A 13208-nucleotide genomic window follows, 5' to 3' on the forward strand; every position below is an offset into this window, starting at 1 on the left:
AGAGTGCAATGGCATAAGGGTGCTTGACTGAGAGACATACAGGTCGATCAGGTTGGAAACAAGAGCATAGTGATCCGGTGGTTCCGCATGGAAGGGCCATCGCTCAAAGGATAAAAGGTACTCCGGGGATAACAGGCTGATCTCCCCCAAGAGCTCATATCGACGGGGGGGTTTGGCACCTCGATGTCGGCTCGTCACATCCTGGGGCTGGAGAAGGTCCCAAGGGTTGGGCTGTTCGCCCATTAAAGTGGCACGCGAGCTGGGTTCAGAACGTCGTGAGACAGTTCGGTCTCTATCTGCTGTGGGCGTTAGAAATTTGCGTGGATCTGACTCTAGTACGAGAGGACCGAGTTGGACTGACCTCTAGTGTATCTGTTGTCACGCCAGTGGCATGGCAGAGTAGCTACGTCGGGAAGGGATAAGCGCTGAAAGCATATAAGCGCGAAACCCACCACAAGATGAGATTTCTTTAAAGGGTCGTGGGAGATGACCACGTTGATAGGCTATAGGTGTAAAGGCAGTAATGTCATAGCCGAGTAGTACTAATAACCCATAGACTTATGTACGCTTCCCGCCGAAAGGCGGGAGACAACTCTTTTTTTATTTTGAAACTTACAATATTATTTTACCATATGTTAATTTTATACAGTTGAATTTAATTCATCTGAAGAATTTAGGGTGGTTATAGCATTAGGGCTCACCTCTTCCCATACCGAACAGAGAAGTTAAGCCTAATAGCGCCGATGGTACTGCATTTATGTGGGAGAGTAGGTCGCTGCCTTTCTTTAATACTGAACTAAATTCAGTATTTATAAGCCTCATATCATAAGATGTGAGGCTTTTTTTATGAAATACATTAGCCTAAAGTAATTTGATACCCTATTTTTTTTAATGGAAAAAAATTCCTCAAGACTTTGCCCCGAGGATAGTTGATCTTAAGAAATTCTTTATTTATAACCCACTAATAAAACTTCCATAAGGGTCTTTAAACTGTGTGCCTTCTGTAAACCTGTGTTTACTTAATTTCTTAAACTCAACCAAAGCCCAAAACACAAATTATTTCATAAAATAGATGTTTTTGAGATCGATTTAAAATAAAATGAATATTCGAAATATATTAATTTTTTTGAGATCGATTTAAAATAAAATGAATATTCGAAATATATTAATTACAGGTATAGTGTAATTATTCAGCTAACTTAAGGAATCAAAAATTAATAGGAATTATTTATTTTTCTAATATGAAGAAAAAATCATCATTTTCTTTTACAGTAAATTCAAATCTTGAATGTTATAAAATGGTACTTAGTAAACAGAAACAAAAAGGATTAGGTTTGACTACTTTAGTAGATGAATTTCAGAATTTTAATCCTTTTAAACATAATTTTAACGACAGTAAATAAAAATTGTCTGTTAGATTAAATCTTATTCATTACAAATTTATAAATAACATTTAGCAAATATTGCTGACTTATTTTTTTATATAAGTTTAATTATACCATCCCAAAATAAATAGCAATCATACTAATAGTGTCTATTATACCGTGTATTAATATATTCATCCATAAATTATTCTTTCCATTGACTATAAAGATTAATCCAAAAATCAATCCGACTATTCCCGTTTGAATAATACCTATTGGGCCTTGTACAAAATGTAAAAGACCAAATAATGAAGAAGTAATTATAAGGCTAATTATCCAAGAGTAATTTTTATCTCCCAATAGCTTTGCAATATTTTTTAAGATGTAGCCACGCCAAATTATTTCTTCTGCAAATGCTGCTGTAATCCAAGAGATCATTAAAGCAATTAAAAGCATAGGTATGTTTCCTCTTAATGCATCATACCTACTTAAATCTTTGCTTTCCGGAGGAAATAATTCAAACAGCAAAGGATTAAGTAAATAATTGAAAATTCCTAAAATAATTATAGTCAACGTAAGACTTAAAAAAAGTATCTTAGTCCATGATTTTGGTTTGCATAACCCTAATTCTGATAAATTAGTCTTCCTCAGTAAGTGTACTGTTAGCATTAATGCAATGGCAATAAAAAAACCAAGCTGGCCAATTATACCTAATCCGATTAATACAGTTATAATTAAAACTATTAGAAACTTGTTAGTTCTTAGAAGAAATTTAATTTTTTCCTTAGTAGATTTTTGTGTACTCATGTGATATATTTTTTAGCAAAAATAAACATGAGTAATATGTAAATCGTCCGAGCGGATTGGAAAGGACATAATTAAAGTACTAGCGCGGATGGCAATACACTTTTTAATTATTAATTCTTTTTTTATATTGAGAGGGTGTGATTCCATATATACTTTTAAAAAGAGAGTTAAATACAGATTTTGATTTAAACCCAGCGTCGTAAGCTAATCCTAATATACTAATATGATCTTTAGATTTATCTTTTAACATTTTAGCTACTGTATTAATCCTATAGCCATTAACATACGAATAGAAGTTTTTATCTGAAAATTGATTTATAACCTGAGACAGTTGATTAGGCTTGACATCAATCTGCTTTGAAAGATCTGTTAATGTTAATTCAGAATCTAAAAAAGGCTTCTCTTTTTCCATATAGATGCATAAATCATTATAATACTTTTCTGCCATTGATTTGGATAAGCCAGTTTTTTTATATTTGGTTTTAACATCTAAAACAAAATCATTAGAGTTATGAAACAATGATGTACGTCTTATCCCATAGTACCCTAATACAGCCTGAAACACACAAATACCTACAACACTTATCTTACCTATGGTTTCATAATTTAAATCTTTTGAGAAGAAATAAAAAAGGTAAAATAAAAAAATTAACCCAAACACTATTGTTGCGCCTAGTATTATAGTTTCTAACCATTTCAGACTTATCCTATCAATATTTGAAAATTTTGATTCTATGTTATTAGAATGAATTTTTACTAACTTATAACATATAGGCAAATAGAGAAAGCATTGAATGAACAAAATTATATCAGTAATTGAATATAGCTTCTCTCCACTTAATTGAGATTTATAGATCATTAGTTTTTCATTACCTGATAGTATAAAAAACTTAAGGGAAAGAATAAAAATCATTCCTATAAATGGCAAAAGGCTTAAAGTCAAATATTTTTTTCTAATCTTTTCATAAACAATACATTCTGTATAAAAATAAATGAAAGGCATATGGATAAGAACAAAAGGTGTATCTAGCCCTAAAAAATGAGGGAAATCTTCAATTAATCCAGAATGCCTAATATATAGTAATGAAAAATGAACCACTAATACGATCTGCCATATACCAAATACAATATCGCTTTTATTGTTCTTGTTTTTGGTAAAAATAAGTGAAGCTAAAAACGAACAAATAATGATGCCAATAAAAAAAAAGATTTCCATACAAAATTAGCATAAAAACATACTAGGTTTCTTTTATTATAAATAGACACTTTCCCACAAAGTGTGTAAGTTAAAAATTACAGGATTAAATTTTTCATAGTTTAATCCTGTTTTCAAATATAGCCAAAAATTGGTTAAGAATGATACCCCAATTTCTAATAGGCAATGTCCATTTTTTTGTTGATTCTCTCAAAGCTAAAAATACGGATTTAATTACAGCATCATCTGTTGGATATGAGAGTTTGTTTTTAGTGTATTTTCTAATTTTCCCATTTAAGTTTTCAATTAAATTTGTGGTATAAATAATGGTTCTGATTTCTAATGGGAAATCGAAGAAAACAGTGAGTTCATCCCAATTGTTTTCCCATGATTTAATGGCATAAGAATATTTAGAGTTCCATTTATTTTTAAAGTCTTCTAAGGCTGCTTTTGCTGCTTCTTTTGTAGGAGCTGTATAGATTTGCTTCATATCTCTTGTAAAGGCTTTTTTATCTTTCCAGACTACATATTTACAAGAGTTTCTGATTTGATGAACCACACATATTTGTGTTACTGAATTGGGAAAAATAGTTTTAATGGTGTCTGTAAATCCGTTTAAATTATCAGTTGCTGTAATTAAAATGTCTTGTGTTCCTCTGGCTTTTATGTCGGTTAAAACGCTCATCCAAAAAGAGGAAGATTCGTTTTTTCCTAACCAAAGTCCTAAAACTTCTTTTTTACCATCTACTCTAAGACCAACAGCAATGTAAATTGTTTTATTGATGACTTTGGAGTTTTCACGAACCTTAAAAACGATGCCATCCATCCATACAATCAGATAAGTAGCTTCTAAAGGTCTATTTTTCCAAGCAATAATGTCAGCTGTAATTTTATCTGTGATTCTAGAAATGGCTGAACTAGAGATGTTATAATCATACAATTCTCGTATTTGTTCTTCGATATCTGTAGTACTCATTCCTTTGGCATACAAAGAAATAATCAGGTTTTCAACTCCATCTGCAGTACTTTCTCGCTTTTTAATAAGCATTGGATTGAAAGTAGCATCGCGATCTCTTGGAACTTTTATTTTAGTTTCTCCTAAATGCGTCTTTATGGTCTTGGTGCCATAGCCATTTCGTGAATTAGGATTGTTGCTTTTTTGATGCTTATCGTAATCTAAATGTGCATCTAATTCGCCTTCTAAAATCTTTTCTACACCACGTTTGTGCAGTTGTTCTATAAAACTGGTTAGTTCTGAACCTGTTTTAAATTGTTTTAAAAATTCTTCGTTTAATAAATCTTCTGGTTTCATAATAAAAGTGTGTTTATAAATTTAGTGATTATTTAATCGTAAAGTTATTTCCGAAATTTTTCCTCATGGAGCAATTTAAATATTGCTCTAGAAAAATTTCAGAATAACTTTACTTACACACTTTTTGGTTTAGTACCTTTTACGATTAATAATAATAAGTAAATTTTCTAAATAACCCAGTTGACTGATTAAATAATTAAATATTTTTTTTTCACATCAATGATTGATTATAACCCACTAATAAAACTTCCATAAGGGTCTTTAAACTGTGTGCCTTCTGTAAACCTGTGTTTACTTAATTTCTTAAACTCAACCAAAGCCCAAAGTACAAATTCTTTCATAAAATAGATGTCTGCTTCATTTAGGGTGGGGTGCTGTTCTTTGATAAAATCGTCTAAAGGTTTTATTTTATCTAACTCAATTTTGTATTGTTGTTCTGTGTATTCATCTAACAGTTCGAAATCTTCTTCAGCATTAAAAAACCAAGATATAATGTTGTCGTAAGGTGTTTCTGTACCTTGCTTTTCTAACTTTTTAATTTCAGGAAAATAAGATGGGAACAAGGTTTTTATGGCGTTTTTAATTAAATTTTCTGCAACAATATGTGCACCTTCTTGTTCACCTTCATACACCAATTCTACTTTTCCAGTAATTGCAGGAATAATTCCATCGAAGTCACTCAAACGAATTATAGTTTGCTCATTACCAGATATTAATGCACGTCTTTCTGCTGTACTTAATAAATTTTCGAAAGCAGAAATGCTTAATCGTGCACTTACACCACTTTTGGCATCTATATATTCGCTTTCTCTAGCTTCAAAAGCAATTTGCTCTAACAGCTCTTTTGCCAATTCAGGCACTTTTATAGATTTTTTTTGAGCACTTGCTTTATTAGATTCTTGCTGCGTAATTATTTTGGCAATTTTAATATTTTTTGGATAATGTGTTAAAATTTGTGAACCAATTCTGTCTTTTAAAGGTGTTACAATGCTTCCTCTGTTGGTATAATCTTCTGGGTTTGCCGTAAATACAAACTGCATATCTAAAGGCAAACGCAGTTTAAAACCACGAATTTGAATATCACCTTCCTGTAAAATATTAAAGAGTGCAACCTGAATTCTGGCTTGTAAATCTGGCAATTCGTTAATTACAAAAATACATCTGTTTGCACGAGGAATCATTCCATAATGTATCACTCTATCGTCTGCATAACTTAATTTTAAATTTGCAGCTTTTATAGGATCTACATCGCCAATAATGTCTGCTACAGTAACATCTGGTGTTGCTAATTTTTCTGCAAAACGTTCGTTTCTGTGCAACCAAAAAATAGGTGTTTCATCTCTTTTTTCTTTGATGGTTTCTATGGCAAATCTCGAAATTGGTTTTAATGGATCGTCATTAATTTCCGAACCTTCTAGCACTGGAATATATTCATCTAATAAATCGACCATTAATCTCGCCAAACGTGTTTTTGCTTGACCTCTTAAACCCAATAAATTAATGTTGTGCTTGCTTAAAATAGCACGTTCTAATTCTGGAATTACCGTATTTTCATAACCATGAACACCTTTAAAAACGGTTTCTTTATTCATTATTTTACTAATGAGATTTTCTCGTAATTCGTCTTTAATAGATTTCGATTTGTATCCAGATTTCTTTAATTCCCCTAATGTTTTTATGTTTTTTAAATTCATTTTTTTGTTTTAGACGTAAGAAAAGAGATTTATTCACATTCTTTTATCTTTATTCTAATTTCTTTTTTCTTATTTATCCTTTAATTCTCTTTTTTCTATTCGTTTCATAATCTTCAAAAATCATTTCTCCCAAACCTTTTAACCTGAATTATGCAATAGATGATTTAAAATTTTGTATAAACGCTTATGATTATTAGCTTTATAGCGAATTTAACACATAACCCAAATGGTTAATCTCCCTATTGAGTATTCAAGTAAGAAAGTCACCCCTTTTGGAGGGATGAGCTTAATGAAGCGTTTTATTGATCAAACAGAAATTAGAGAACAACTAGCACAATTAGATTTACCTCAACCAAGCTCTAATGCAGGTTATAATCCTGCACATATAACTGAAGCTTTTTGGTTGAGTATTTGGACAGGAGCTTCTCGTTATATCCATTGTGATTGGTTACGTTATGATAGCACATTGCAAGATATTTTTGGATGGAATCGTATGCCATCACAAAGTACCTATAGTCGTTTTTTTGGCAAGTTTTCTCAAAAGCGCAATACAGAAGTATTTCCAAAGTTGCAACATTGGTTTTTCAAGCAATTAGATGTTGACAACTTAACTATAGATTTTGATAGCACAGTTATTACAAGATATGGAGAGCAACAAGGTAGCGCAAAAGGTTATAATCCCAATAAAAAAGGCAGGAACTCACATCACCCATTAATGGCCTTTGTAAGCCAAACCAGAATGGTTGCCAATGCTTGGTTAAGACCAGGCAATACAGCAGATAGTAGTAGCTGTAAAGAGTTTATGGAAGAAACCTTCAATGAAGCTTTAAAGGACAAAAGAGTTGGTTTAGTTCGTGCAGATAGTGGTTTTTACACACAAGATTTATTAGATTATCTAGAAGGCAAACAACTCAATTACATTATGGCAGCACGTATGTACCCAAATATAAAAAATGCAGTTTGGGGTTTGGATAATTGGATAGAACTCACAAAAGGAATTGAGCTTAATGAGATGATTTTTAACCATACAGATGGTAAGTCAAGGCGCTATATTGTCATAAAAAAGAAAGTAGAAGATCGTCCAAAAGCAGCTGGAAAATTACTTTTTGATGATCTGCCTGGTTATCGTTTTAGTTGCTATGTAACCAATCTAGATTTACCGCTAGACCAAGTTTGGAATATCTACAACACCAGAGCTGATTGTGAAAACAGAATCAAAGAACTCAAAGAAGACTTTGGATTAGATAACTTTTGTTTAAAGGATTTTTGGGCAACTGAGGCTTCCTTTAGATTCATTATGGTGGCTTATAACCTAATGAGTTTGTTTAGACATTTTGCCTTAAATCATCATAATCGAGCAACTTTAAAAACCCTAAAAGTCTATTGCTTTGCATTAGGAGCTTGGACAGTAAATCATGCTAACAGAAAGGTCTTAAAGATTGCTTTAAACACTAAAAAAAGACCTTGGATGGATGGCTTATTCTCCCAAATTAATGATTTAAGTCCTCCTTTTGTGTATTCCTAATGCATAATGCGGGTTTAATCCAGTATAAAATGCTTTTCCTTGATTTGCTTGTGTAAAAGCTCTTACAAATTGCATTAAATATGGGTCTTTTGCAATCATAAAAGTGGTTATGGGTATGTGTAGTTTTCTAGCTTGTTGCGCCATTGCATAACATTTATTTACAATGTACATATCTAAACCATTACTGTTTTTATAATATTGTCCATCTGGCAAACGCAAACAACTAGGTTTTCCGTCTGTAATCATAAAAATTTGTTTGTTGGTATTTCGTTTTCTGCGCAATAAATCCATTGCTAAATTTAAACCGGCGACTGTATTTGTATGATATGGACCAACTTGTAAATACGGTAAATCTTTAATTTTAATAGACCAAGCATCGTTTCCAAAAACAATAATATCTAAGGTGTCTTTTGGGTAACGCGTTGTAATTAATTCGGCCAAAGCCATCGCCACTTTTTTGGCTGGTGTAATTCTATCTTCACCATATAAAATCATAGAATGGCTAATGTCTATCATTAAAACAGTACTCATTTGGCTTTTGTGAAGTGTTTCTTCGACGACCAAATCGTTTTCTGTTAAATTGAAATTGCTAATTCCGTTATTAATCTGAGCATTCTTAATACTTTCTGTGATAGAAACTTTGTCTAAAGCATCACCAAATTGGTAGGCTCTAAAATCACCAGTATGTTCGTCTCCAATTCCTGGAGATTTGCTTTTATGGTTTCCTGCGCCACTTCTTTTTATCTTTCCGAAGATATGGTTTAACGCTTGTTGTCTAATGGCACGTTCTGTTTTTGGTGTAATTTTTGTACCTCTAGTTCCATCGTTTTTTATTTCTTCTTTTATATAGCCTTTCTTTTTTAAATCTTCAATAAAATCGTCAATGGTGTAGTTTTCGTCTGTTAGTTTGTATTCTTTATCTAAAGAGCGCAACCAATCTATGGCTTCATCGAAATCGCCAGAGGTATGAGTTATTAATTCTTTAAAAATTTCAAAAAGCATTTCAAATGGAGATTGATTCTCGGCTTCATAAGTTTTAAAGATAAATCCTTTTCTGTTTTTTCTATTTTTCATTACTATAAAAATACGATTTTCTATTAGTTATTTATGCAAATTATTATTTGTTTAGCATATCTTATTATCGAATTCTTTTATGACTAATAAAAATTGAAATAAAATGTAATTCATTTAAAATATATCGTTTTTTTAATTGTGAAATTCATTTTATCATAAAATTAACATTCAATTATTATAATAAATTTAATTTAACGCTTTTTTAATTAATGTAATAATCATATGAAAACAACCAAATTAAAATCATTTAAAATTATTTTTTCTTTGTTTTTAACTCTAGCTGTTGCAGGTGTACAAGATACAAATGCCCAGTTTTGGAAAAAGAAGAAAAAAGAGCCTACAAAAGCAGAAATGACTGCTAAGAAGAAAACAGCAAAAAAGAAAGGAAAAACAATTAAAGACCTTACTAAGAGTAGTAAAAAAATAGAAGGTTTATTTACCATTTTCCAGGATACAATTACTGGTGCTACCAAATTATTAGTTAAAAAAGACCAATTAGATAAAGACTTTATTTACTTTTCTCAAATAGCAGACGGTGTTATAGAAGCTGGTCAGTTTCGAGGGGCATACCAAGCTTCAAACGTATTTAATTTAAAAAAATACTTTAATCGTTTAGAGTTTGTAGTGCCGAATACTGCTTTTTATTTTGATAAGAAGAATGCAATATCTAAGTCTTCTAAAGCAAATATTAGTGATGCAGTTGTTGCTTCAGGTAAAATTCTTGCAGAAGATGAAAAAACGGGCGAGTATTTAATAGAAGCAGATGGGTTATTTTTATCGGAAACCTTTACAAGAATTAAAAACCCAAGACCTGGTCAATCTCCTTTTTCTTTTAGTTTGGGTAGGTTTGATAAATCAAAATCTAAAATTGAAGAAATTAAAAATTATCCAGAAAATACAAATATTAAAACAGAGTATGTTTACAGCAATCCTACTGCTATAAATGGAGGAGGAGCTGCAGTTACAGATGGTAGAAATGTTTCTATAAAGGTTTTTCATACGTTTATGAATATGCCAAAAGATGATTACGAAACAAGGTTAGACGATCCTAGAGTTGGCTATTTCTTAACGCAGACAAACGATATGACATCTACAGATGTTGTAAATTATAGAGATTTTATTCACAGATGGAGATTGGTAAAGAAAAATCCGAATGCGGCTTTATCTGAACCAGTAACTCCAATTACTTGGTGGATAGAAAATACAACTCCATTAGAATTTAGAGAAACCATTAAAGAGGGAGTTTTGGCATGGAATAAAGCATTTGAAAAAGCTGGTTTTATAAATGCAATGGTTGTAAAAGTGCAACCAGATGATGCAAAATGGGACGCAGGAGATGTAAGATACAATGTTTTACGTTGGACCTCTTCTCCAATTCCTCCTTTTGGTGGTTATGGACCAAGTTTTGTAAACCCAAGAACTGGAGAAATTTTAGGGGCAGACATTATGTTAGAGTTTGTACATTTTACAAATAGAGTTTATTACGATAGAATTTTTAATAATGCAACTGCGTTAAGTTTAGGTATTTTAACAGAGGAAGAAGAAAAAGCAAAATTTTTTCAAAATAAAGAAAATCGTCTTTACTGTTCTATGGGGCATTTAATGCACGAAAATACCTTGTTTGGGCAAACTGTACTTTCTGCAGCTGGCGCTTCTGAGTTAGAAATGGAAGGGATGAAAAAAGAAGGAATGAAATCTTTAATTATGCACGAAATTGGGCATACTTTAGGATTGAACCACAATATGAAAGCGAGTCATTTATTCTCGCCAGAAGAATTAGCAGATGCAAATTTTATAAAAGGAAAAGCTTTAACAGGTTCTGTAATGGATTACGCGGGTATTAATCTAACCATAGATAGGTCTAAACAAGGGCAATATTACGATATGGCTGTTGGTCCTTACGATATTTGGGCAATTCAATTTGGTTATACACCTTTTAAAACAGAAGAAGAAAGAAATAAATTATTAGAAACATCTACAAAACCAGAATTAATTTTTGGAAACGATGCAGATGACATGCGTGCTCCAGGAAAAGCAATCGACCCAAGGGTAATGATTGGAGATTTATCAAACGACCCAATAAGATATTCTATAGATAGAATAAAATTGGTAAACAAAATGATGAAAGATGTTAAAACTCGTTTTGGAAATGAAGGCAAATCTTACATGCAATTAAGACAAGCATATTATATTTTAAGTACACAATCTGCAATGGCAGCAGGAGTCATTTCAAGATACATTGGTGGTGTTTATGTAGATAGAGCCGCTCCTGGTCAAGCTGGTGGTACGCAACCTTACACACCTGTAAGCTTAGAAGACCAAAAAAGAGCAATGGATGCTTTAAAAAAATATGTTTTTGCACCAGATGCATTTACAGCTCCTAAAGATTTATATAATTATTTGGCAAGCCAAAGAAGGGGGTATAATTTCTTTAGTGGACCAGAAGACCCTAAAATTCATGAGCAAATATTAAGCTATCAAACAAGCGTTCTATCACATATTATGCATCCAAACACATTGCAAAGAATCTCAAATTCAGAATTGTATGGAAATAAATATAAACTGTCAACTTTTATGACAGACTTAAACAATACAATGTTTAAACCAGATATTTATGGAAGTGTTAATTCTTTTCGCCAAAATTTACAAGCAGCTTACACTAAAGGTTTAATTAGTATGATTTCTGGAAAAACCAGTAGTAGATATACTGTAGCAGCCAAATCTATGGCTATTTACAATTTAAATACAATTAAATCTTGGGTTAGCAGCAATAAAGGAGATACAGCTACCAAAGCACACAAAGCACATTTAAAAACGTTAATTACAAATGCACTTAAAGAAATAAAATAACTTTATAAGTATTTTTTATTAGAAACCGCAATCTTTTCGATTGCGGTTTTTTTATCTTTACATATGGCAAAAATTTTAATTACAGGAGGTACAGGTTTGGTGGGTTCTAAACTCACAGAATTACTAATCGCAAAAAAACATACAGTTCGAATTTTAAGTAGAAGTCCAGAAAACAAAAACGAGTTTAAATGGAATGTTTCTAGTAGTTATATTGATGAAAAAGCTCTAGAAAACATCGATTATATAATACACTTGGCTGGTGCAGGAATTGCAGATAAACGTTGGACAGACGAAAGAAAAAAAATAATTATTAGTAGCAGAGTAGATACTGCAAACTTACTTTTTAATAAAGTAAAAGAATTAAAGATTCCTTTAAAAGGTTTTATTTCTGCTTCTGGAAGCAATTATTATGGAGCCAAAACTACCGATAAAATTTTTAAAGAAACAGACAGTGTTGGAGACGATTTTTTAGGAGAAGTGTGTAAGAAGTGGGAAAATGCAGCTCATCAATTTAAAAAATTAAACATTCCTGTAACAATTCTTAGAACAGGAGTTGTACTTTCTAAAAAGGGGGGAGCATTAGAAAGAATGAAAACCCCAATTATTTCTCCATTAGGTTCTGGAAACCAATACATGTCTTGGATTCATGTAAAAGATTTGTGCAATTTATATATAAAGGCAATTGAAGAAGATTTTGTAGGAGTTTTTAACGTAGTTGCACCAGAATTTCACACAAGCAAAACATTTTCTAAAACCTTGGCAAAAGTTATTAAAAGACCTTACTTGCCAATTTCAGTTCCTAGTTTTTTATTAAAATTATTTTTTGGAGAATTGGCTGTAATTCTTTTAGAGGGTAGTAGATTGTCTTCTAAAAAGATAAAAGAAGAGGGTTTTACCTTTACCTACGATTCACTTGAAAAAGCTTTAGAAAACTTATAAAGTAAGAAAGACGAACAAACCGTTCGTCTTTCTTATTTCTCTTATTTTAAAGCATCTGGGGATTTTTTTTAACTTTAAAATTGTAAGAAATTAATTTGAAGCGAAATAACTTTTTCTATTGTTTCAACTTCTTTTATTTTTTTTGCCAAAAGTTCTTCTTCCTAAAGTAGATGTATAGAAAAAAGTACCTTTTAATGCATCATGCATTTGTAATTTGTTTTTTGAATGTAAATTTAGTCGTAAAAAATACTTGAGAGCTTACATTCAAAAAAATACTTAAAAATCGGCCCCAGGTGGTTCTGGAGAAGATGCTTGAGCTTGTTGAGGGGTTAAAATGAAATAAGTACCTATAGCTGTTAATGCAGCATACTTACCATAATTTCCAATTTTTTTAAGCGCTTCTTTTCTGTTGATATTGTTAGTTTTGCTTTTGGGTTTCATGTGTTGT

General features: G+C 31.6%; 9 protein-coding genes and 2 rRNA genes (1 of these 11 running past the window's edge). 5 read left to right on the forward strand and 6 right to left on the reverse strand.

All coding sequences use genetic code 11. The features are described 5' to 3' along the window. Together JL193_RS13650 and rrf are read left to right on the forward strand one after the other, a co-directional pair. Positions 1–566 (forward strand): 23S ribosomal RNA (locus tag JL193_RS13650); it begins 2303 nt to the left of the window's first position. Between the two features lie 108 nt (positions 567–674). Further along, a 5S ribosomal RNA gene (rrf, locus tag JL193_RS13655) occupies positions 675–784 on the forward strand. A gap of 709 nt (positions 785–1493) precedes the next feature. Here the strand turns inward: rrf and JL193_RS13660 are convergent. The 4 genes from JL193_RS13660 to JL193_RS13675 form a co-directional block, all read right to left on the reverse strand. Then, on the reverse strand, positions 1494–2171 hold the full coding sequence (locus JL193_RS13660; RefSeq protein WP_207971321.1) for a CPBP family intramembrane glutamic endopeptidase: 678 nt from the start codon (positions 2169–2171) through the stop codon (positions 1494–1496). A gap of 103 nt (positions 2172–2274) precedes the next feature. Beyond that, positions 2275–3387: a helix-turn-helix domain-containing protein gene (locus tag JL193_RS13665; RefSeq protein ID WP_207971322.1), complete on the reverse strand. Its 1113-nt coding sequence runs from the start codon at positions 3385–3387 to the stop codon at positions 2275–2277. 94 nt (positions 3388–3481) lie between these two features. Beyond that, positions 3482–4678: an IS256 family transposase gene (locus JL193_RS13670; protein WP_207970621.1), complete on the reverse strand. Its 1197-nt coding sequence runs from the start codon at positions 4676–4678 to the stop codon at positions 3482–3484. 227 nt (positions 4679–4905) lie between these two features. Continuing rightward, positions 4906–6372, reverse strand: a complete 1467-nt coding sequence (locus JL193_RS13675) for a MoxR family ATPase (RefSeq protein ID WP_207971323.1) — start codon at positions 6370–6372, stop codon at positions 4906–4908. A gap of 226 nt (positions 6373–6598) precedes the next feature. Here JL193_RS13675 and JL193_RS13680 point away from each other — a divergent pair, with 226 nt between their 5' ends. After that, positions 6599–7897: an IS1380 family transposase gene (locus tag JL193_RS13680; protein ID WP_207971324.1), complete on the forward strand. Its 1299-nt coding sequence runs from the start codon at positions 6599–6601 to the stop codon at positions 7895–7897. On the opposite strand, the gene JL193_RS13685 is transcribed toward JL193_RS13680, so the two are convergent. Then, a complete protein-coding gene (locus JL193_RS13685) occupies positions 7871–8971 on the reverse strand; it encodes a vWA domain-containing protein (protein WP_207971325.1) in 1101 nt (366 codons plus the stop codon). The two genes, JL193_RS13680 and JL193_RS13685, sit on opposite strands and share 27 nt — an antisense overlap. A 222-nt stretch (positions 8972–9193) precedes the next feature. Here JL193_RS13685 and JL193_RS13690 point away from each other — a divergent pair, with 222 nt between their 5' ends. After that, complete coding sequence (locus tag JL193_RS13690) at positions 9194–11821, forward strand: zinc-dependent metalloprotease (RefSeq protein WP_207971326.1); 2628 nt, start codon at positions 9194–9196, stop codon at positions 11819–11821. Between the two features lie 63 nt (positions 11822–11884). Continuing rightward, entirely contained in the window at positions 11885–12760 is an 876-nt protein-coding gene (locus tag JL193_RS13695) for a TIGR01777 family oxidoreductase (RefSeq protein ID WP_207971327.1), read from the forward strand. A 276-nt stretch (positions 12761–13036) separates the two neighbouring features. On the opposite strand, the gene JL193_RS13700 is transcribed toward JL193_RS13695, so the two are convergent. Then, positions 13037–13201 (reverse strand): hypothetical protein, encoded by a 165-nt coding sequence (locus JL193_RS13700; protein WP_207971328.1) that lies wholly within the window; start codon positions 13199–13201, stop codon positions 13037–13039. Positions 13202–13208: the final 7 nt, after the last annotated feature.

It is taken from the genome of Polaribacter batillariae (assembly GCF_017498485.1).
In the GTDB taxonomy this organism is placed as follows: domain Bacteria; phylum Bacteroidota; class Bacteroidia; order Flavobacteriales; family Flavobacteriaceae; genus Polaribacter; species Polaribacter batillariae.